General features: G+C 58.5%; 20 protein-coding genes and 1 pseudogene. 9 read left to right on the forward strand and 12 right to left on the reverse strand.

What is annotated here, in order from left to right:
- Positions 1-96: 96 nt before the first annotated feature.
- Positions 97-1,314: an argininosuccinate synthase gene (locus BK667_RS31830; protein WP_008155574.1), complete on the forward strand. Its 1,218-nt coding sequence runs from the start codon at positions 97-99 to the stop codon at positions 1,312-1,314.
- Between the two features lie 99 nt (positions 1,315-1,413).
- Here BK667_RS31830 and BK667_RS31835 read toward each other — a convergent pair whose 3' ends face one another.
- Positions 1,414-2,073 (reverse strand): hypothetical protein, encoded by a 660-nt coding sequence (locus BK667_RS31835; RefSeq protein ID WP_123599967.1) that lies wholly within the window; start codon positions 2,071-2,073, stop codon positions 1,414-1,416.
- A gap of 556 nt (positions 2,074-2,629) precedes the next feature.
- Here BK667_RS31835 and BK667_RS31840 point away from each other — a divergent pair.
- Positions 2,630-3,256 carry a response regulator transcription factor gene (locus BK667_RS31840; protein ID WP_123515084.1) on the forward strand — a complete coding sequence of 209 codons (627 nt, stop codon included), beginning with the start codon at positions 2,630-2,632 and terminating at the stop codon, positions 3,254-3,256.
- Between the two features lie 43 nt (positions 3,257-3,299).
- Here the strand turns inward: BK667_RS31840 and BK667_RS31845 are convergent, their stop codons facing one another.
- The 8 genes and pseudogenes from BK667_RS31845 to metG form a co-directional block, all read right to left on the reverse strand.
- On the reverse strand, positions 3,300-3,479 hold the full coding sequence (locus tag BK667_RS31845; protein WP_007898493.1) for a PA3496 family putative envelope integrity protein: 180 nt from the start codon (positions 3,477-3,479) through the stop codon (positions 3,300-3,302).
- Positions 3,480-3,585: 106 nt separating this feature from the next.
- Positions 3,586-4,224: an endonuclease III gene (gene nth, locus BK667_RS31850; RefSeq protein ID WP_054613670.1), complete on the reverse strand. Its 639-nt coding sequence runs from the start codon at positions 4,222-4,224 to the stop codon at positions 3,586-3,588.
- 25 nt (positions 4,225-4,249) lie between these two features.
- A complete protein-coding gene (locus BK667_RS31855) occupies positions 4,250-4,828 on the reverse strand; it encodes an Rnf-Nqr domain containing protein (RefSeq protein WP_123599968.1) in 579 nt (192 codons plus the stop codon).
- The gene (locus BK667_RS31860; RefSeq protein ID WP_123599969.1) at positions 4,821-5,432 is read right to left on the reverse strand and encodes an RnfABCDGE type electron transport complex subunit G; all 612 of its coding nucleotides are present in this window, start codon (positions 5,430-5,432) and stop codon (positions 4,821-4,823) included. Before BK667_RS31860 ends, BK667_RS31855 begins: the two co-directional genes overlap by 8 nt.
- Positions 5,429-6,421, reverse strand: a complete 993-nt coding sequence (locus tag BK667_RS31865) for an RnfABCDGE type electron transport complex subunit D (protein WP_123599970.1) — start codon at positions 6,419-6,421, stop codon at positions 5,429-5,431. The genes BK667_RS31860 and BK667_RS31865 overlap by 4 nt, the downstream gene beginning before the upstream one ends.
- Positions 6,422-7,223: 802 nt before the next feature.
- Positions 7,224-7,598, reverse strand: a pseudogene (gene rsxB, locus BK667_RS34120) (electron transport complex subunit RsxB); the annotation flags it as partial.
- Positions 7,599-7,615: 17 nt separating this feature from the next.
- Entirely contained in the window at positions 7,616-8,185 is a 570-nt protein-coding gene (locus BK667_RS31875; protein WP_123599972.1) for an electron transport complex protein RnfA, read from the reverse strand.
- A 151-nt stretch (positions 8,186-8,336) separates the two neighbouring features.
- A complete protein-coding gene (gene metG, locus BK667_RS31880) occupies positions 8,337-10,388 on the reverse strand; it encodes a methionine--tRNA ligase (protein WP_123599973.1) in 2,052 nt (683 codons plus the stop codon).
- Between the two features lie 320 nt (positions 10,389-10,708).
- On the opposite strand from metG, the gene apbC reads away from it, so the two are divergent.
- Complete coding sequence (apbC, locus tag BK667_RS31890) at positions 10,709-11,803, forward strand: iron-sulfur cluster carrier protein ApbC (protein ID WP_123599975.1); 1,095 nt, start codon at positions 10,709-10,711, stop codon at positions 11,801-11,803.
- Positions 11,804-11,932: 129 nt separating this feature from the next.
- Here the strand turns inward: apbC and BK667_RS31895 are convergent, their stop codons facing one another.
- Complete coding sequence (locus BK667_RS31895; RefSeq protein WP_123599976.1) at positions 11,933-12,691, reverse strand: SDR family oxidoreductase; 759 nt, start codon at positions 12,689-12,691, stop codon at positions 11,933-11,935.
- A gap of 166 nt (positions 12,692-12,857) precedes the next feature.
- On the opposite strand from BK667_RS31895, the gene BK667_RS31900 reads away from it, so the two are divergent.
- The 4 genes from BK667_RS31900 to groL all read left to right on the forward strand — a co-directional run bounded on the left by BK667_RS31900 (position 12,858) and on the right by groL (position 16,369).
- Complete coding sequence (locus BK667_RS31900; protein ID WP_123599977.1) at positions 12,858-13,589, forward strand: HugZ family pyridoxamine 5'-phosphate oxidase; 732 nt, start codon at positions 12,858-12,860, stop codon at positions 13,587-13,589.
- A gap of 66 nt (positions 13,590-13,655) precedes the next feature.
- A complete protein-coding gene (locus tag BK667_RS31905; RefSeq protein ID WP_123515060.1) occupies positions 13,656-14,135 on the forward strand; it encodes an FxsA family protein in 480 nt (159 codons plus the stop codon).
- 247 nt (positions 14,136-14,382) lie between these two features.
- Positions 14,383-14,676: a co-chaperone GroES gene (locus BK667_RS31910; protein ID WP_017340553.1), complete on the forward strand. Its 294-nt coding sequence runs from the start codon at positions 14,383-14,385 to the stop codon at positions 14,674-14,676.
- A 49-nt stretch (positions 14,677-14,725) separates the two neighbouring features.
- Positions 14,726-16,369: a chaperonin GroEL gene (groL, locus tag BK667_RS31915; protein ID WP_054045163.1), complete on the forward strand. Its 1,644-nt coding sequence runs from the start codon at positions 14,726-14,728 to the stop codon at positions 16,367-16,369.
- A gap of 188 nt (positions 16,370-16,557) precedes the next feature.
- Here groL and BK667_RS31920 read toward each other — a convergent pair whose 3' ends face one another.
- Positions 16,558-17,301 (reverse strand): phosphatase PAP2 family protein, encoded by a 744-nt coding sequence (locus tag BK667_RS31920; RefSeq protein ID WP_123599978.1) that lies wholly within the window; start codon positions 17,299-17,301, stop codon positions 16,558-16,560.
- Positions 17,302-17,354: 53 nt separating this feature from the next.
- On the reverse strand, positions 17,355-19,304 hold the full coding sequence (locus tag BK667_RS31925; RefSeq protein WP_123515056.1) for an LTA synthase family protein: 1,950 nt from the start codon (positions 19,302-19,304) through the stop codon (positions 17,355-17,357).
- 201 nt (positions 19,305-19,505) lie between these two features.
- Between BK667_RS31925 and colR the strand changes: the two genes are divergently transcribed.
- Both colR and BK667_RS31935 read left to right on the forward strand, forming a co-directional pair.
- The gene (gene colR / locus BK667_RS31930) at positions 19,506-20,189 is read left to right on the forward strand and encodes a two-component system response regulator ColR (protein WP_090180812.1); all 684 of its coding nucleotides are present in this window, start codon (positions 19,506-19,508) and stop codon (positions 20,187-20,189) included.
- A complete protein-coding gene (locus tag BK667_RS31935) occupies positions 20,179-21,459 on the forward strand; it encodes a sensor histidine kinase (protein WP_123599979.1) in 1,281 nt (426 codons plus the stop codon). Before colR ends, BK667_RS31935 begins: the two co-directional genes overlap by 11 nt.
- Positions 21,460-21,476 lie beyond the last annotated feature (17 nt).

A 21,476-nucleotide genomic window follows, 5' to 3' on the forward strand; every position in this document is an offset into this window, starting at 1 on the left:
CTGTCGCTTCGTCGTCATAAGCTGTCGCGCCTCTGTAAATTATTCCGTATGAGCGGTAGACTTCACGGCTTTCCGTAAACCCCGTGGAGTGATGGCATGGCGGACGTAAACAAGGTCGTTCTGGCGTATTCCGGCGGCCTGGACACTTCGGTGATCCTCAAGTGGCTGCAGGATACTTATAACTGTGAAGTAGTGACCTTCACCGCTGACCTGGGTCAGGGCGAAGAGGTCGAACCGGCCCGCGCCAAGGCGCAGGCCATGGGCGTCAAAGAAATCTACATCGACGATCTGCGCGAAGAGTTCGTGCGTGATTTCGTGTTCCCTATGTTCCGTGCCAACACCGTTTACGAAGGCGAGTACCTGCTGGGTACTTCCATCGCTCGTCCGTTGATCGCCAAACGCCTGATCGAAATCGCCAACGAAACCGGCGCTGACGCCATTTCCCATGGCGCCACCGGCAAGGGCAACGATCAGGTTCGTTTCGAACTCGGCGCCTACGCACTCAAGCCAGGCGTGAAAGTGATCGCTCCTTGGCGCGAGTGGGACCTGCTCTCCCGTGAAAAGCTGATGGATTATGCTGAAAAGCACAACATCCCGATCGAGCGCCACGGCAAGAAAAAATCCCCGTACTCGATGGATGCCAACCTGCTGCACATCTCCTATGAAGGCGGCGTGCTGGAAGACACCTGGACCGAGCACGAAGAAGATATGTGGAAATGGACCGTCTCCCCGGAGAAGGCTCCAGACAAGGCGCAGTACCTGGAACTGACCTACCGCAACGGCGACATCGTGGCACTGGACGGCGTCGAGATGACCCCGGCCACCGTGCTGGCGACGCTGAACAAGATCGGTGGCGAACACGGTATCGGCCGTCTCGATATCGTCGAGAACCGTTACGTGGGCATGAAGTCCCGCGGCTGCTACGAAACCCCTGGCGGCACCATCATGCTGCGCGCGCACCGTGCGATCGAATCGATCACCCTGGACCGCGAAGTGGCTCACCTCAAAGACGAGCTGATGCCTAAATACGCCAGCCTGATCTACACCGGTTACTGGTGGAGCCCTGAGCGTCTGATGTTGCAACAGATGATCGACGCGTCCCAGGCTCACGTGAATGGTGTGGTTCGCCTGAAGCTGTACAAAGGCAACGTGATCGTCACCGGCCGCAAGTCCGATGAGTCGTTGTTCGACGCCAACATCGCGACCTTCGAAGAAGATGGCGGCGCCTACAATCAGGCTGATGCGGCGGGCTTCATCAAGCTCAACGCCTTGCGCATGCGCATTGCTGCCAACAAGGGTCGCAAGCTGTTCTGACCTTTGCAGCGCTAGCTGAGGGTGTGGCCCTGTCGTCGACAGGGCCACAACTCTGAAAAATGCTTATCTCGATTCCATTCAAACACATACTTTTTCTGATCACGCGTCTAACCCGTGATCCAGCACCGTCACGCCTTGTGAGTTCAAGTTGTAGACAATGCAGAAGGTTTCGCAAGCGCCTTTGCTTTTGTGCTTCGAATACTTGAGTGCGCTTTCCTTCAGTACCTTCTCTGACTCGCCGCAAGCAAGAAACACGATCACCTTTGTGGGGTGACTCCGTGGTTCACAGATTTTCTCCATTAAGGTGGCGAACTCCACCGGCTTACCTATCCCGCGCGTATCAATGATGCTCAATCCCTTCATCGGCCCCGGCAGATACATGCTGTGTTGCGCCCGGATGCCTGTGAACAATTGGATCGGAATTGGCGCGTCCTGTGCACGCCAGAACCAGCTACGAAACCTCCTCACTCTGGTTGAAAACCCAGGGCCGGGAGGTCGCTCGGCGTTATCAATGACTTTTATGAAGTTCTTGTCTTTATCAAAGTCAGAGGGGGCGTAAAGCGATCGATAGTTGAAGTTGAGCGTGAGAAAAAAAAGAAAGAGTAAGTAAAACGGAAAACTGATTAAAAACCAGACGTAGAGTTCTCGTTCGCTATTATCGAGAAAGGGCAGGGAGACCGCTGCCGATGTTTCAGAAAGTGCTGCAAATATCGCAATAATCGTCAGCGGGTTCGTGATTCTTTTTTTGAATTTTTTCATGTTGTTTGCTCATGGGATAGGCTTTTTCTCGTGTGAATAAAGTGTGTGTAGGTCGGGTGGTTCAGGTTTAGTATTTTGTTGGTGAGTATCCGTTCTGTGCAAGTAGTCGTGGTGATATCAGCTAACTGTAGTTCTCGTGGTTTTTATATGTTGGATGTTCTTGTTTCAAAAGTTTATGTTGCGTGTTGCGTGCGAGTCTTTCGATGTGGGCAGGTATTTAACGGTTTGTATTCTGGTATGGATTTTGATACTGACAATATCGGTTACCTTTCAGCGTAGGCCTATAGGCAGAGAATGCTGGAACTGTTACGGGGCTGTCGGTTATACGTGGTGTTGGTTGTAAGTCGATACAAAAAAACGCACCTGACGTCGGGCGCTCTTAAGATTTCACGTTTTCAAACTCATTACTTTCAAGGTTTTTTTGTAGGAATTATCCGTGTTGCTTGTAGGGAATGTCTCTCGGTGTAGGTGCTTGGGGGGGGCGGCATGCCACGGGTGAAACGACTAGGCTATTGTGCGGGCTCTAAAAATTCGAACAGCGAAATTGGACTTGCCCATGAATAAAGTGCTGATCGTGGATGATCATCCCGTCATTCGTCTTGCGGTGCGTTTGCTAATGGAACGTCATGGCTACGAAGTCATCGCAGAAACTGACAATGGTGTGGATGCATTGCAACTTGCTCGTGAACATATGCCGGACATTGTCATCCTGGATATCGGAATACCGAAACTGGATGGGCTGGAAGTCATCGCGCGCCTGACATCGGTAGCATTGCCTTTGAAAGTGTTAGTACTGACTTCCCAGGCGCCGGGGCATTTTTCAATGCGCTGCATGCAATCGGGTGCTGCCGGTTATGTTTGCAAGCAACAGGACCTCACTGAATTGCTCAGTGCTATCAAGGCCGTATTGTCAGGCTACAGCTACTTCCCCAATCAAGCCTTGCATACCGTTCGGGCCAGTCTTGGCAATGCCAGTGAAGCCGATATGGTGGATCGTTTGTCGGGGCGGGAAATGATGGTGTTGCAACAGCTGGCCAGGGGAAAGACAAACAAGGAGATTGCCGATGGAATGTTCCTCAGCAACAAGACCGTCAGTACTTACAAAACCCGGTTGTTGTTGAAGCTCAATGCTCGCTCACTGGTGGACTTGATCGAACTGGCCCAGCGTAATGGCCTGGTATGACGCCACCTGGTAAAAAGCCTCCGTTTCGGGAGGCTTTCAGGTGTCATAAATCAAAATCGTAATCGGCCAATTGCTTTTGCAGTCGGCGCTCCTCCAGCAGATTGTCGATGGTGCGGCGCTTGCTCAGGTTGGTTTTTGCTACCTCAACCACCGGTTCAGCGTCATCGGCTTCAACGGGGGTGAAGTCGTCTTCTACGTCCAATTGCTCTTTGCCAGTGCTCATTTTGTTACTCCAGGCTAAGACTGCCTTTGGCGCTCCTTATATCGACATTCTCCCGGCGGGTAAAAAAGATTTTTTCAATCGGCATATCAATAAATCTAATAGCGCCTCAATCGTCCGAGGTCTTTTGCTTGTATTCGCACAAGTCCTCGATCCGGCAACTGCCGCAGCGGGGCTTGCGGGCCAGGCAAACGTAGCGCCCGTGGAGGATCAGCCAGTGATGGGAGTCGAGCAGAAACTCCTTGGGCACGAATTTCATCAGCTTGTTTTCCACCTCGACCACATTTTTGCCGGGAGCAATGCCGGTACGGTTACTGACCCGGAAAATATGGGTGTCCACGGCCATGGTCAACTGACGGAACGCCGTATTGAGCACCACGTTGGCGGTCTTGCGGCCGACACCGGGCAGGGCCTCCAGCTCTTCGCGGGTCTGGGGCACTTCGCCGCCGTGTTTTTCCACCAGCAGGCGACAGGTTTCAATCACGTTCTTGGCCTTGCTGTTGAACAGGCCGATGGTCTTGATGTACTCCGTCAGCCCTTCGACCCCCAGGGCATAAATCGCCGCCGGGGTATTGGCCACCGGATAGAGTTTCGCCGTGGCCTTGTTGACGCCGACATCGGTGGACTGTGCCGACAGAATCACCGCGATCAGCAGTTCAAACGCTGAGGAGTAGGCCAGTTCGGTTTTCGGTTCCGGGTTGTCTTCGTGCAGCCTGCGGAAGATTTCGTAACGTTTTGCGGCATTCATGGGTGATGCGTTTCCTCGTAAGCGGTCAGTTTGAGGGCGTTTGACGATGCCAGGCTTGCCAGCCGGCGATCAATAACCCCAGCAGAATGAATCCGCCGGGGGCGAGGGTAGCCAGGCGCAGGCCGCCGTCGGCAGTCAGAACAACGCCGGGCCAATCCAACCCGCCGGTCAGCCAGGACAGATGCGCAGCGAGAGTGCCGTTGCCGATGAGTTCGCGCAGCAGGCCCATGCCCACCATTAACGCGCCGAACAGGCCACACAGGCGCAAGCGATCAGGCCAAGGGCTGTGGAAAAAATCATTGCTGTCCATTACGACGCATTGCAAGGCGATCAGTCCGGCGTACAACCCCAGGTGTTGCTGCCATTGCAGCGACCAGGCTTGCCCGGCGAGCTCAGCGCAACTGGTTAGCGCGGCCGCCAGCATAACGCCGGCTGGCACACGTGCCCACGGGACGAGTCGGGCACGCAAAGGTCCCATCCCGGCGCCATACACAGCCATCACCGCCACGAACATCAGCCACAGGCCCAGGGCGGTCATCAGAGAGCCGGTGGCGCCGATCAGTGGCGCCAGCATCAGCGAGTTCTGCACAGAGGCCTTATTCATGGACGCTGCTCCCGACCCACTGTTGCCGATGTTCATCAAAGTAGCGCAAGGCCTCGTGAACGGCGTTGATTACCGCTCTTGAGGTGGTGGTCGCACCGGCCATTTGATCGAATTGTCCCTGATCCTTTTTCAGCGCCCAGCCAGTGTCAGCGGGATCAGTGCGCGACTTACCGGTGAAGAGGTGCAACCAGGCGTTCGGCCAGTCGGCGAGACGACCGCCCAGGCCCGGCGTCTCCGCCTGTTTGAGGGTTTTGACCCCGAGCAGTTTGCCGTTGGCGTCGATGGCGACCAGTAACTCGATGGTGCTGGTATAACCCACCGTCTGGCTACGCAGCAAAACGGCGCTGGGTTGGCCGGTCTTGGTTGCCAGGTAACCCCCCAGCAGTGTGCTGTTGGCCAGCGCAATGTTGTCGAGGGCCAATGGCTGTTCCAGTGGCTGGTTGTCGTAGCTGTCGGGCGGCAACATATCCAGCAGGGTGCGACTGTCGATCAGGCGTTGTTCAGTGGCAATCCGAGCAGCGCTGGTGTGATGCACAAGGTAAGTCGCGCCCATTCCCAGGCCGGCCAATAACACCAATGTCACAACGCTGGCCGCCCGGTTCATGGTGCGTTTCGCTCCTGCCGGGCGGCGACAAACCGCTCCAGCGCCGGTACGCAGAGGTTCATCAGCAGCACGGCGAAGGCCACGCCGTCAGGGTAACCACCCCAGGTTCGAATCAGATAAGTCAGCAGCCCGACGCCCACACCGAACATCAACCGGGCACCCGGGCTTTTAGCGCCGGACACCGGCTCCGTGATGATAAAGAAGGCACCCAGCATGCTTGCGCCAGTGAGCAAATGAAACAGCGGCGAACCATGGGAGTCCGAGCCCGAACCGTTCCAGCACAACAGGCTAATGATGAACAGGCTGGCGAGCATGCCGACCGGTGCATGCCAACTGAACACCCGTTGCTGCAGCAGAAAGGCGCCACCGGCCAGAAACGCCAGGTTGACCCATTCCACGCCACGTCCGCCGAAATGGCCGAACGCCGGGTTGCCGGCGAACAGCTCATCCATGGTCAGGCTTTTATTGATGCGCAGGCTGTCCAGCGCCGTAGCCTGGACCCAGGCATCCGGCGTCTGGCTGAAACTGAAACCGAAGATCTGCTGAAGGCCGCCGAGCAGGTCCATGCCATGGGATGACGGCCAATGGGTCATCGGCTGGGGGAAGGTCACCAGCGCCAGGGCGAAACCGAGCATGGCCGGGTTGAACGGGTTCTTGCCCACGCCGCCATACAGGTGTTTACCGAACAGCATCGCGGCGCTGGCCGCACTGACCGTCAGCCACCACGGACAATAAGGCGGCAACGCCAACGCCAATAGCGTCGCCGTGACCAAGGCACTGCCGTCGCTCAAGGTGGGTTTGAGCGGGCGTTGGCGCAGCTTCAGCACGGCAGCCTCGACGGCCAGTGCCGTCATCGCTGTCAGAATCAGATTGATCAAAACCCCCCAGCCGTACAGCCAAAACAACACCAGCATCCCCGGCACGGTGGCCAGCAATACCAGCTTCATGGCCTGCTGAAGGCGTTCGTCTACCGATTCAAGGGGCGACATAGGCCTCCACCAGACGTTCGGCTTCCAGCAGTCGGGCGCGGGCCTTGTCCATCAACTCGGCAGGCGTATCGGGATGTCGTTCAAGTTTGCTGACGTCCGCACGGGCGTAGGCCAATTCGGTTTTCAGCTGTCGAAGTTGGCTGTTGATCGGGCGTTTTTCGACGCGCATCAGGTCAGGTGCCGGTTGATCGCTGAGCGCTTCAGCCTCGTGCAAGGCCTGTTCGGCATTTTTCAATGCGAGCGCCAACGCTTCGATCTGTTCTACCGGAGCTTCGCTGGTCTGCGCTTTTTTCAGTTCGGCGCGGCGCATGGCTAACTGGATTTTTGCCCGTTTCAGCTCCGCGTCTTTCGCCGGGGCAACAGGCGCCGGGGCGGGTGGCGCGCTGCTTTCCAGTTGCGCCAACGCCTGCTCGGCGACTTCGAACTGTTGTTGCAGCACGATCAGTTGCGATTGCTGCTCGAAGGTCGGCGGATGCCCGAATGCCTTGAGCGATTTGTTCAATTGCGCCCGACTCATGGCCACATCGATCTTGGCCTTTTTCAGCGCCGCATCAGCCGTCGCCGCTTTCTGCGCGCGAACCCGCTCAAGGGCCGCCTGGACCGGATTAACCGCCATTTCGCTGGGTTGCGCGGCACGTTGCGCGCGGGCCTGACGTTCGGCAATTTTCTGTTGTACTTCCCGCTGCAACCGAGCGTTGCGTTGCTCGAAACGCCGCCGCGCCCGATTGCGCTTGGTGGCCCGGGCCCGTTGTTCTTCGAGGCTGAACGCCAGGCCGCCGACGATCGGCAGCACCGTGGCCAGCGGCAACGGGCGCATTTCGATGCAGTCCACCGGGCACGGCGCCACGCACAGGTCGCAGCCGGTGCATTCATCGACGATCACGGTGTGCATCAGCTTTGCCGCGCCAACAATGGCGTCCACCGGGCAAGCCTGGATGCATTTGGTGCAGCCAATGCATTCGGCTTCGCGAATGTAGGCAATCTGCGCCGGCGCCGAACCGCGACTGACATCCAGTTCCAGCACTGGCACCTTCAGCAGATCCGCGAGGGCAGCGATGGTTTCGCTGCCGCCCGGCGGGCATTTGTTGATCGACTCGCCGCTGGCGATGCCTTCGGCGTAGGGCTTGCATCCGGGGTGGCCGCACTTGCCGCATTGGGTCTGGGGCAAGAGGGCGTCGATGCGTTGAATCAGACTCATGTTTTGATCAGTCCACTGAATCCGAGAAAAGCCACTGCGATCAGTCCGGCGCCGATCAACTGGATCGGCAAGCCACGAAAGGGCAGGGGAACATCGTTATCACGTGTGCGCTGTTGCAAGTCGCAGAACAGGCTCAGCACCAGCCAGAAACCCAACCCGGCGCCGAGGCTCAGGGCGGTGGCGTGGAAAAATCCCTGGTCGTCCTGAGCGTTGAGCAAGGTCAGGCCGAGCACGCCGGCGTTGCCCAGCAGCAATGGCCAGAGGCCCTCGAATGAAAGTTTTGGAAGTGATCGCGACAGCAGCTTCAGCAGCGGGGCAATCAGCAAAACGCTCAGTGGCAGGAACACGAACAGGCGCAGGGCCGTGAGGTCCAGCGGCACCAACAGCCAGTGGTAGATTGCGTAACCGAGCAGGCCAACGATCAGCATCAGACTCGCCGTGGCAATGCCCAGCGCATGGACCTGCCGTTGTTCGGCACCCACCAGCGGATCGACGCCCAGCGGCCACTGCAACACGAGGTTGTTGATCAGGGCTGCGCTGATAAGCGTGAGAAGCAATTCGGTCATGACCTGGTTACCTAAGCGTCCGTATCCACATATCGTTGGGCTGATAATTACCCCTACAAAGTGAGGCCATGCATGAGAGATAGTATGGGCCAGACATGAAAATCCCACAGGCATGCCAGGCACGACTGTGGGACTTGTTCAGCGAAGTGCCTTACTTGATGCGCTGACCCGGCTTGGCGCCGCTGTCTGGGCTCAACAAGTAGATTTCTTCACCGCCAGGGCCGGCCGCCATCACCATGCCTTCGGAGATGCCGAACTTCATTTTCCGGGGCTTGAGGTTGGCGATCATCATGGTCAGACGACCATTGAGCTTGGACGGATCCGGATAAGCACTCTTGATTCCGGAGAACACGTTGCGTTGCTCGTCACCGATGTCCAGCGTCAGGCGCAACAGCTTGTCGGCGCCTTCCACGTGTTCGGCCTTGACGATCAGCGCGACGCGCAAATCGATTGCTGCAAACGCATCAAAGTCGATTTCCGGCGACAGCGGTTCCTTGACCAGCTCGCCATTGCCGGCCGGCGCAGTTTCGCCGGTATCGGTGGCGCTGGCGGTCAGGTCTTCTTTCGAGGCGTCGGTCATGGCTTGCACTTTTACCGGGTCGATGCGGGTCATCAACGGTTTGAACTCGTTCAACTGATGATTGCTCAGCAGCGTGGCGTGATCGCTCCAGGTCAGCGGCGCGACGTTGAGGAACGCCTCGGCATCGGCGGCCAGCAGTGGCAGCACCGGTTTAAGGAAGATCACCAGTTGGCGGAACAGGTTGATGCCCAGGGCGCAGATGGCCTGGACTTCGTCGTGCTTGCCTTCCTGTTTGTTCAGCGACCACGGCGCCTTGTCGGCGATCCAGGCGTTGGCGCGGTCGGCCAGGCCCATGATCTCGCGCATGGCGCGGGCAAAGTCGCGGGCCTCGTAGGCGTCGGCAATGCTTGGCGCGGCGGCCAGGAAGGCCTCGGTCAGTTCCGGCGCAGCGTTACCCGCCACCAGCACCCCGGCATTGCCTTTCTGGATGAAACCGGCGCAACGGCTGGCGATGTTGACGACTTTGCCCACCAGGTCGGAGTTGACCTTCTGCACGAAGTCTTCGAGGTTCAGGTCCAGGTCGTCGACGCCACGGCCCAGCTTGGCCGCGTAGTAATAGCGCAGGTATTCCGGCGACAGGTGGTCCAGGTAGGTCCGCGCTTTGACGAAGGTGCCCCGGGACTTGGACATTTTCTGGCCGTTGACAGTCAGGTAGCCGTGCACGTTGATACCGGTCGGCTTGCGGAAACCCGCGCCTTCAAGCATCGCCGGCCAGAACAGGGCGTGGAAGTTGACGATGTCCTTGCCGATGAAGTGGTACAGCTCGGCGGTGGAATCCTTGGCCCAGAACGCGTCGAAGTCCAGGTCCGGACGACGGGCGCACAGGTTCTTGAAGCTGGCCATGTAGCCGATCGGCGCGTCCAGCCACACGTAGAAATACTTGCCCGGCTCGCCCGGAATCTCGAAGCCGAAGTACGGCGCATCGCGGGAGATGTCCCACTGTTGCAGGCCGGCATCCAGCCATTCGGCGATCTTGTTGGCGACCGCGTCCTGCAGGGTGCCGCTGCGGGTCCAGGCTTGCAGCATTTCCTGGAAGTCCGGCAATTTGAAGAAGAAGTGCTGGGAATCCTTGAGCACCGGGGTGGCGCCAGAGATCGCCGACTTCGGATCCTTCAGGTCGGTAGGGGCGTAGGTTGCACCGCATTTTTCGCAGTTATCGCCGTACTGATCTTCAGTGCCGCATTTCGGGCAGGTGCCCTTGATGAAGCGATCGGCCAGGAACATTTTCTTTTCCGGGTCGAAGTACTGCGTGATCGAGCGCTGGGCGATGTGCCCGGCGTCGCGCAGCTTCAGGTAGATCTGGCTCGACAGCTCACGGTTTTCTTCGGCGTGAGTGGAGTGGAAGTTGTCGAAGTCCACCAAGAACTCGGCAAAGTCGGCGCTGTGTTCAGCCTGGACGTTGGCGATCAGTTGTTCCGGGGTGATGCCTTCCTTTTCTGCACGCAGCATGATGGCCGAACCGTGGGCGTCGTCGGCGCAGACATAGATGCATTGATTGCCGCGGTGCTTCTGGAAGCGCACCCACATGTCGGTCTGGATGTATTCCAGCATGTGGCCAAGATGGATCGAACCATTGGCATAGGGCAGGGCGCTGGTGACGAGGATCTTGCGTGGCTCGGACATGGGGCTCGGCTACTTGATGAAACGGAGGTCGGCCACTATAAAGCGCTGGCGCATATTTTTCACCCCCGAGGCCCAAGGGCTTATTGTTACAAACGTGCTTTTGTAGCGAGGGGGCTTGCCCCCGTTCGGCTGCGAAGCAGTCGTAAATCTGCAAGCGAAGGTGTCCCGGTCAGAAAAAAAGCTGGGGCGGCCCCGCCACCCAACGGGGGCAAGCTCCCTCGCCACAGGAAGCATTCCAGTCACAGTAATCTGTTCGCCACAAATCCGTGTCCGGCGTAGGATACCCGCCTGATTTTCCAGTCTTGCTATCGGAGTTGCCCATGAGCGCCGTCAATCGCGCAGCGGTGGAAGCCGTCCTTCGCCAATACACCGACCCTTACCTGAACCAGGACCCGGTCAGCGCCGGGTGCGTGCGCAACATCGAGATCCAGGGCGATCGCGTCAGCGTCCAGCTGGAACTCGGTTATGCCGCCGGTCTGTTCAAGAGTGGCTGGGCACAGATGCTGGAAATGGCCATTCAAGGCCTGGACGGCGTGGCGAGCGCTCGCGTCGAGATCACCAGCGTCATCGCCGCGCACAAGGCCCAGGCACAGATCCCGGGCCTGGCCAACGTCAAGAACGTGGTCGCCGTGGCCTCCGGCAAGGGTGGCGTGGGCAAGTCCACCACCGCCGCCAACCTGGCGCTGGCGTTGGCCCGTGAAGGCGCCAAGGTCGGGATTCTCGACGCCGACATCTATGGTCCGAGCCAGGGCATCATGTTCGGTATTCCAGAAGGCACCCGACCGAAGGTCAAGGATCAGAAGTGGTTCGTGCCGATCGAGTCCCATGGCGTCGAAGTGATGTCCATGGCGTTCCTGACCGACGACAACACGCCGATGGTCTGGCGCGGTCCGATGGTGTCCGGTGCGCTGTTGCAACTGGTGACCCAAACCGCGTGGGGCGACCTGGATTACCTGGTCATCGACATGCCGCCAGGCACCGGCGACATTCAATTGACCCTGGCACAGAAAGTCCCGGTGGCCGGCGCAGTGATCGTCACCACACCGCAGGACCTGGCCTTGCTGGACGCACGCAAAGGCGTGGAAATGTTCCGCAAGGTCAACATCCCGGTGCTGGGTGTGGTGGAAAACATGGCCGTGCACATCTGCTCCAACTGCGGACATGCCGAGCATTTGTTCGGTGAGGGCGGCGGTGTGAAATTGGCCACCCAGTATGGCGTTGAACTGCTGGCGTCGTTGCCACTGGCGATGGCCATCCGTGAGCAGGCCGATGGCGGCAAGCCAACGGTGATCGCCGAGCCGGACAGCCCGATTGCGATGGTGTATCAGGAACTCGCCCGCCATGTCGGCGCGCGAATTGTGTTGCAAGAAGCGGCGACACCAGCGATGCCGACTATCACCGTCAGCGACGATTAATCACAGAAGAAACACGATCCAGTGTGGGAGCGAGCCTGCTCGCGAATGCGGTGTAACAGTCAGCATATTTGTTGAATGTTCAATCGCCTTCGCGAGCAGGCTCGCTCCCACATTGGTTGTGCGATGACTTTAGATCCGCAACCCGCCATCCATCTCCAGAATCCGACCGGTGTAGTAGTCGTTCTCGAAAATGTACGCCGCCGAATGGGCGATTTCATCCGGTTTGCCCATGCGCTTGAGCGGAATCCCGGCCGTCATTTTTTCCAGCGCTTCCGGCTTCATACCCAGCGTCATCTCGGTTTCGATAAAGCCCGGCGCGATGCCCGCCACGCGAATACCGTAGCGCGCCAGTTCCTTGGCCCAGGTCACGGTCGCCGCAGCAACACCGGCCTTGGCGGCGGAGTAGTTGGTCTGGCCCACATTGCCGGCACGGGAGATCGACGAAATATTGATGATCGCGCCGCTGTTTTTCAGCTCGACCATTTTCGCCGCGACCTCACGGGTGCACAGGAACACGCCGGTCAGGTTGACGTCGATCACCGCTTGCCACTGGGCCAGGCTCATCTTGGTCATTTCGCCGTCCTTGACCTTGATCAGCAGGCCGTCACGCAGGATTCCGGCGTTGTTGATCAGGCCATGGATCGCGCCGAAATCTTCAGCCACTTGGGCGACCATGTGCGTCACTTGTTCTTCATTGGCGACGTTGCACAGGTAGGCGCGGGCCTCGACACCCTTGGCCTTGCACGCGGCGACGGTGTCATCGAGCTTTTCCTGGTTCAGATCGACCAGCGCCAGTTTCGCGCCCTTGCTTGCGAAATACTCGGCCATCGAACGGCCTAAACCCTGGCAACCGCCAGTGATAATGATTACTTTGTCAGTGAGTTGCATTCGCATGCCCCAATAAGCAGGTCTGAGTGGTGTCCTTGTAGAGGGCCTCTCGATCTGCACCTGATGTGGCCTGGTTGCACATGAGAACTGCCCCGATGGCGTGCTGGATACTTATCCCCAGGCGCCTGTCCGTTTTTTCGACGGATTCTATATAAGGAGTCATAAATTGAGCGTTGAAGCGGCCAAGAATGCCCGAGAATTGCTTCTCAAGGAATACCGCGGAGTGCTTTCGACGCACTCCAAGGCGATGCCCGGTTTCCCCTTCGGCTCGGTGGTTCCGTACTGCCTGGACGAGCAGGGCTGGCCGCTGATCCTGATCAGCCGCATCGCCCAGCACACCCACAACCTGCAAAAAGATCCGAAATGCTCACTGTTCGTGGGCGAGCGCGGGGCCGAAGACGTACAAGCCGTTGGTCGCCTGACCTATCTGGCCGAGGCCGAAAAGATTGAAGACGCCGCCGCTATCGAAGCGTCTGCCGAACGTTATTACCGCTATTTCCCGGATTCGCAGAACTACCACAAGGCCCACGATTTCGATTTCTGGGTGCTCAAGCCGGTACGTCACCGTTACATCGGCGGCTTCGGCGCGATTCACTGGGTCGATCAACTGACCCTGGCCAACCCGTTCGCCGGCAAGGCCGAGGTGAGCATGGTCGAGCACATGAATGCTGACCACACCAAAGCCATCGCCCATTACGTCGAACTGGCCGGTTTGCCGAAAACCGAACCGGCGGTATTGGCCGGCATCGACACCGAAGGCATGCACCTGCGCATCGGTCAGGCGCTGTACTGGTTGCCGTTTCAAGCGCCGTGTAATACGCCGACACAAGTGCGCGAAGCCTTGGTTTTCCTGGCTCACGCCGAGCATTGGCCAAAAAATGAAGTGGCCGACGCTTGAATTCACGAAGTGGCGACGTCATCTAAGGCTTACTGGCAAGGCATTCTTGCGTTGAGGAACCATTTGATGCGCCCTTTTTTATTGCTCTTTGTACTGTTTCCGGTGTTGGAGCTGTTCGTATTCGTCAAGGTCAGCGGGGCGATCGGGTTTTTCCCGGCCCTGCTGCTGATCATTCTCGGCTCGATGCTCGGCGTGTTCGTGCTGCGTATCGCCGGTCTGGCCACTGCACTGCGTGCCCGTGAAAGCCTGAACCGCGGCGAGCTGCCGGCCCAGACCATGCTGGAAGGCCTGATGCTGGCACTGGCAGGCGGTCTGTTGATCCTGCCGGGCTTCGTCACTGACGTGCTGGGCCTGATCATGTTGCTGCCGCTGTCTCGTCGTCTGCTGGCGAACAAGATGCGTCAGCGTGCCGAAGAACAAGCGATCCGCCAGCGTGCATTCGCTGAAGACCTGCAGTCGCGGGGCGGTCCTGCTCCACGGCAACAACCGCTGGGCCGCGAGCCCAATGTGATTGAAGGCGAGTTCGAACACCACGATCCCAAGTAAAGCGTTTCAGCTGCACGGCACCTTCGGGTGCCGTGTTCGTTTGCGGGCAGCCACATGAAAAAATTTGCTTGCTCGCCCTTGTAATAAGCTTATGCGCCCTTATGTAACGGTCACCGCAAGGTTTCTGGCGATCATGCCAGACAGACTTCCGCGGTTCGCTTGACGAACCGCACCCGGCACCGCCGGATTTGTTAAACCCGCCGGGAATACACCGGCCGATGAAAACCACAATTAGGAGAGATCGACAATGAAGCTTCGTCCTCTGCATGACCGCGTCGTCGTCCGTCGCAGCGAAGAAGAGAAGAAAACCGCTGGCGGCATCGTCCTGCCAGGTTCGGCTGCTGAAAAGCCAAACCAGGGTGAAGTCCTCGCTGTAGGCCCGGGCAAAGTCCTGGAAAACGGTGAAGTGCGTGCGCTGTCCGTGAAAGTGGGTGACAAGGTTGTGTTCGGCCCTTACTCCGGCAGCAACACTGTGAAAGTCGACGGCGAAGACCTGCTGGTTATCGGCGAGAGCGAAATCCTCGCTGTTGTCGAAGGCTGATTCCCCGCTCATTTTCCCGCTACTACAAAGTATTTAAGGAATATCGATCATGGCTGCTAAAGAAGTTAAATTCGGCGATTCCGCCCGCAAGAAAATGCTCGCCGGTGTAAACGTCCTGGCTGACGCAGTAAAAGCGACCCTGGGCCCTAAAGGCCGTAACGTGATCATCGAGAAGAGCTTCGGCGCTCCGACCATCACCAAGGACGGCGTTTCCGTAGCCAAAGAAATCGAACTCAAAGACCGTTTCGAAAACATGGGCGCGCAGCTGGTCAAAGACGTTGCTTCCCGTGCCAACGATGACGCAGGCGACGGCACCACCACCGCTACCGTTCTGGCTCAATCGATCGTCAACGAAGGCCTGAAAGCCGTCGCTGCCGGCATGAACCCGATGGACCTGAAACGCGGCATCGACAAAGCGACCATCGCTATCGTCAAAGAGTTGAAAGCCCTGTCCAAGCCTTGCGCTGACACCAAGGCCATCGCTCAGGTCGGCACCATCTCGGCCAACTCCGACAACTCCATCGGCGACATCATTGCCGAAGCCATGGAAAAAGTCGGTAAAGAAGGCGTGATCACCGTTGAAGAAGGCTCGGGCCTGGAAAACGAACTGTCGGTTGTTGAAGGCATGCAGTTCGACCGTGGCTACCTGTCCCCGTACTTCGTCAACAAGCCAGAGACCATGACTGCCGAGCTCGACGGTCCGCTGATCCTGCTGGTCGACAAAAAGATCTCCAACATCCGCGAAATGTTGCCAGTACTGGAAGCCGTTGCAAAAGCCGGCCGTCCACTGCTGATCGTGGCCGAAGACGTTGAAGGCGAAGCCCTGGCGACTCTGGTTGTGAACAACATGCGTGGCATCGTTAAAGTCGCAGCCGTCAAGGCTCCTGGCTTCGGCGACCGTCGCAAGGCCATGCTGCAGGACATCGCTGTTCTGACTGGCGGTACCGTTATCTCCGAAGAGATCGGTCTGAGCCTGGAAAGCACTACCCTGGAACACCTGGGTAATGCCAAGCGCGTGATCCTGTCCAAAGAAAACACCACCGTGATCGACGGCGCCGGCGTTGAAGCTGATATCCAGGCTCGCGTTCTGCAAATCCGTCAGCAAGTGGCTGATACTTCGTCCGACTACGACCGTGAAAAACTGCAAGAGCGCCTGGCCAAGCTGTCCGGCGGCGTTGCAGTGATCAAGGTTGGCGCGGGCTCCGAAGTAGAAATGAAAGAGAAGAAAGCCCGCGTTGAAGACGCCCTGCACGCTACCCGTGCAGCCGTTGAAGAAGGCGTGGTACCTGGCGGCGGCGTGGCACTGGTTCGCGCTCTGCAGGCTATCTCCGAACTGAAAGGCGACAACGCCGATCAAGACGTTGGTATCCAGTTGCTGCGTCGCGCTGTTGAAGCGCCACTGCGCCAGATCGTTGCCAACTCCGGTGACGAGCCAAGCGTTGTAGTCGACAAGGTCAAGCAGGGTTCGGGTAACTACGGTTACAACGCTGCTACCGGCGAATACGGCGACATGATCGAAATGGGTATCCTGGACCCGGCCAAAGTGACTCGTTCGGCTCTTCAGGCAGCGGCTTCCATCGCCAGCCTGATGATCACCACCGAAGCCATGATCGCCGAGATCAAGGAAGAAGGCGGTGCTGGCGGCGGTATGCCAGACATGGGCGGTATGGGTGGCATGGGCGGCATGATGTAAGCCAGCCTTACCCCTGTAAAAAAACCCCGCCTGCGAAAGCAGGCGGGGTTTTTTATTATTGGTCAAAAGGTATGTTGTTTCTTACGGCCTCTTCGCGGGCAAGCCTCGCTCCTACAGGGGGGTGTGTCATCAATCGCGATGACAACCACGATCCTGTAGGAGCGAGGCTTGCCCGCGAAGACGTCAGCTCAGACGCTGACCGGTTGCGCCTTGGTAACCCGTTCAGCCTTGCCCGCCGGTCGATACAGGATGTAGTAATACGACCCCAGACATATCAACCAGCAGAAAATCGCCGTCCACACGTTATGGGAGAAGAAATGCGCGCCCTGCATCATCCGGCTGATGGAGAACACCGTGCCCAGGGCTGCCGCAAAGATAAACGCCTTGCGCGCCAGCCGAGGGCGACGGTCGCGCAACACGAAGAACAGCGCAAACAGGGTGAAGCCGGTGGCCGCATGACCGCCGGGCCAGCAGCGGCCAGGTTTGTTGGTGTGTGGGCGCGGGCTCAGCAGTTCGCTGTAGGTTTCATGGCCGCCGAACTGTTCCAGGCTCCACGGGCATTGCACCGCCGTTACCACTTTCACCGGGGTGACAAAGGAAGTGGCCAGGCCCAGAGACAGCACCAGGCAACCCAGCTCCCGTTTGAACGGTTTGAGTTTTTCGACAAAAAACGCGCAGATAAAACCGATCACCGCAAACACCGAGAAGGCGATGACTACTTGTTTGGCCCGGTCATGCAGAATGTCTTCGAGGAAGTAACTGTGCCGGCCAATGAAATCACCGGCCACCGGATCATAAAAGTACCTGGCCAGGTCCATGTCCAGGTCGGTGAGTTCGAGCAGCACCAGAATGATCGCCGCAATGGCAGGAACCCCGAGGCATACCCAGAAATTGAGAGGCCGGGAGGCGGGGCGAACAGCGGTTGATGACATGGTGGATCCTGAACAGGGGAAAAGCCCCGGGGCATCAGCCCGGGGTCATTCGGTTAACGGTCGCTGACTTGGGGCGTGCCCTCCATGGGCGCTTTCCAGCCAAGCAGCTGTTGCTTGAAGCCATAACTGGCGGTTTGGTAATAGGTGATGGCGCGGGTGAGTAACGGGTCATTGGCCTGGGCTTTCGATTCGCGGCTCTCGGTCAACGCATCATCATGCCGACGCAGCCCCTGGCGCGGACTCAGGATCGCCAGATCCTTGCCGTCGAACAACCCCAAATGTTGATAGTTGCCGACCACCACCCGCGGAGGCAGCGGATTGTCCTGCAACAGATTGCGGCCAAAGAATGTCGATTGGTAATCCAGGTTCAACAAACCCAGCAGGGTCGGCGCCAGATCGATCTGGCTGGCCAATTGTGCGGTCTCCCGGGCATCGATCAGCTTCGGTGCATAGATGAACAACGGAATCTGATAGTTGCTGATCGGCAAGTCTTCCTTACCGGCGCTGCCCGCAGTGTGGTCGGCGACGAACACGAAAATCGTATTGTCGAACCACGGTTTCTGTCGCGCCTGTTCGAGGAACTGGCCGATGGCGTAGTCGGTGTACTTCACCGCGCCGTCGCGGCCGTTACCGGATTTGATGTCGATCCGGTTGTCGGGGTAGGTATAAGGACGATGGTTGGAAGTGGTCATCAGTTGCAGCAGAAAGGGCTGCTGCTTGGCGTAGTCGGCATCGGCCAGTTTCAGGGTCTGGTTGTAGAGGTCTTCGTCCGCCATGCCCCAGGCATTCTTGAAGTGAATCTCCGATTCATCGACGCTGCTCTGATCGACCACGCGGTAACCGTTGCCGCTGAAGAACGCGTTCATGTTGTCGAAGTAACCGCGCCCGCCATACACGAATACGCTGTCGTAACCCACGGCGCCGAGTTGCTGGCCGAGGCTGGCAAAACCGCTTTCACGGCCTACGCGCTTGACGATCGAACGGCCCGGCGTCGGCGGGATGGCCAAGGTGATGGCTTCCAGGCCGCGATCGGTGCGGGTGCCGGTGGCGTAGAAATTGTTGAAGTACAGACTCTGCTTGCGCAGGACATCGAGGTTCGGCGTCAGGTTGCGCTCGTCACCGTTGCTGCCCATGTACTTGGCGCTGAAGCTTTCGATGGTCACCAGCACGATATTGGGTTTGCGCGGGGTGCCAGGGTTGTCGATGTTGCGGCGAATATCCTGTGGGTCCTGGCCGACGAACTGGGCGTTGGGTTCGCTGAGTTCGGCGCGAATCTGCTTGGCCACGACGTCTGGCGGCAGTGTTTTATAGAACTGCGGATAATCCAGTTCGTTATTGCGGAACGCGGCGAAGAATTGGTACGGGCCATTGCTCGCCAGTTCGTTCTGATAAGCATTGCCGCCCTGGGCCCGCGGCGCGTCCTGGCTAAGCAGTTGCAGGCTCAGGCCGGCAACGATCAACAGAACCAAGGCATTGAGCAGGCGTCGGCGCAGGGGTGGGAGCGGGGCATCCAGTGCAGCATTGAACGCCTTGCGCAACACCAGGCTCAGCGCCACGGCCAGCACGGCGAGAACGCTCAACAACGTGCCGATCGGGTACGACTCCAGCAGGTTGTTCAAGACTTCGTCGGAGTACACCAGGTAATCAACGGCGATGAAGTTGAAGCGCACACCGAACTCGTCCCAGAACAACCATTCGGCCACCGAGGTGAACAACATCGCAAACAGGCTGACAGTCAGCAGCGCCTGCAGAAACCAGCGATGGCCCCGGCGACGCCACAAGCCGGGCGGGCAAAGCAGCAAGTACAAGCCCATCGGCAGGACGGCGTATGCAATGAAGCCCAGGTCGTAAAGAAATCCGATAGCAAAAACCGACAAGAAACCGCTACCAGCCTCCTCCAGGTGAGTGAGCAGCAGAACCGTTCGGGTCAGAAAGAAAATTACCAGCCAGGCGCTGGTGACAAGCAGCAGAAAGCGCATAGGCGCAGTCTTTAAGAAGTCCATTGGCTACGTTCCTTATATCAATGGCGCGGGAGTTTAAACCAGACACTGTCGTGAGGTTGTGAATCGATAGTGAAAAACTTGTTAACTCGGTCAATTGGTTGAACGAATGGATGGATGCGGTTCTCAGCCCTAGCCGTGCGCTGCGCTTGGTCGTAAGCTGCGCGGGCCAAGACGGCTGTTACTGTGTACGGAGGAGTGCCCATGCGAATTTTATTGGTTGAAGACAACCGCGATATCCTCGCCAATCTGGCCGATTACCTGGGGCTTAAGGGTTATACCGTGGATTGCGCGCAGGACGGTTTGTCGGGTTTGCACCTGGCGGCTACCGAACACTACGACTTGATCGTGCTCGACATCATGCTGCCCGGTATCGACGGCTACACCCTGTGTAAACGCCTGCGTGAAGACGCCCGCCGCGATACGCCGGTGATCATGCTCACCGCCCGGGATCAACTGGATGACCGGCTGCAGGGCTTCAAGTCCGGCGCCGATGATTACCTGATCAAGCCTTTTGCCCTGTCTGAACTGGCCGCGCGCATTGAAGCAGTGATGCGCCGTACCCAGGGTGGCGGGCGCCGTTCATTGCAGGTCGGCGACCTGAGCTACGACCTCGATACCCTGGAAGTGACCCGCGAAGGCCGCCTGCTGAAACTCAACCCGGTCGGCCTCAAATTGCTGGCGGTGCTGATGCAGAAAAGCCCCCATGTGCTGCGCCGCGAAATCCTCGAAGAAGCCCTGTGGGGCGATGACTGCCCGGACAGCGACAGCCTGCGCAGCCACGTTCATCAACTGCGCCAGGTGATCGACAAACCGTTTGCCAAGCCGCTGCTGCAAACCGTGCACGGCGTGGGTTATCGCTTGGCCGAGGGCCGTGATGGAGTTTAAGCAGAGCCTTGCTCAACGGATCATCATCGCCTTTGCGCTGATGAGCGCACTGGTGGCAGGGGCTTTCGCCATGGGCATCGTGGCGACCGTGCACCTGGTGGAAGAGAAACTGATTTCGGCAGGCCTGGGCGGTGATTTGCAGCGCCTGTTGCTGATGGACAGCGTCACAGACTGGAGCCACCGACCGGAGCCGGATCAGCTGTTCTATTTCAGCGGCGGCCCGGGGGACTTCGAGTTGCCCAAGGATCTGCGCCATCTGGAACCCGGTTTTCACGAAGTCTTTCGCGAGCAGCTGTCGTATCACTCGATGGTTGAAATCGTCGACGGCCGACGTTACGTGCTGTTGCAAGACCAGAGTGATTTCGAAGAGCGTGAGCGTGTTCTGTTTGCCGTGGTGCTGGTGGGCTTCGTACTGAGCCTGGCACTGGCGGTTTTTCTCGGCTGGATCCTCGCGCGAAAAGTCATGGCGCCGGTGGTGCGATTGGCCCGTCAGGTACGTCACCGCGATCAGTTACTCGGGTTGGCGCCGCCACTGGCGCCGGATTATGCCGCGGATGAAGTGGGCGAACTGGCGGTGGCTTTCGACGCCACCCTCGGGCGCTTGCGGCAGGCCTTGACCCGTGAGCGCTTGTTCACCAGCGACGTCAGCCATGAATTGCGTACGCCGCTGATGGTGCTAGCCAGTTCCTGCGAATTGCTGCTGGAAAACCCGGGCATCGACCAGCGCGGTCGAGCCCAGGTCGAGCGAATCGCCCGGGCCTGTGAGGAAATGCGCGAACTGGTGCAAACCTTCCTGATGCTCGCCCGCGCCCAGCGTGAAGACGCCAGCATGTCGCCGCAGCAGACTGTCAGTCAGATCGCCGACGGGCTGCTCGGTCTTTGGCGTGAGCCGATAGAGTCCAAGGGGCTGGCGCTGTCCTTCGAACCGGGCAATCCGTCGAGCAACCGCTACAACGCAACCTTGCTCCACGCGGTAATGGGCAACCTGTTGCGCAATGCGCTGCACTACACCGAAACCGGCTTCATTCGACTCTCGCTGACCAACAACGGGTTTGTGGTCGAGGACAGTGGCGTCGGGATTCCCGAAGAAAAGCGCGAGGCGATGTTCGAACCCTTCGTGCGTGGCAGCGAGAAGCGTGGCGAAGGCCTGGGGTTGGGCCTGTCGCTGGTGCAGCGGATTTGTGAGAACCAGGGCTGGACCGTCAGCCTGACCACCATGGAACCTAACGGATGCCGCTTTGAGGTGGAGTTGGGTAAGCCTCGAGTCTGATTGCGCGAAAAACCCTA

Source organism: Pseudomonas frederiksbergensis, assembly GCF_003732705.1.
In the GTDB taxonomy this organism is placed as follows: Bacteria; Pseudomonadota; Gammaproteobacteria; order Pseudomonadales; family Pseudomonadaceae; genus Aquipseudomonas; species Aquipseudomonas frederiksbergensis_F.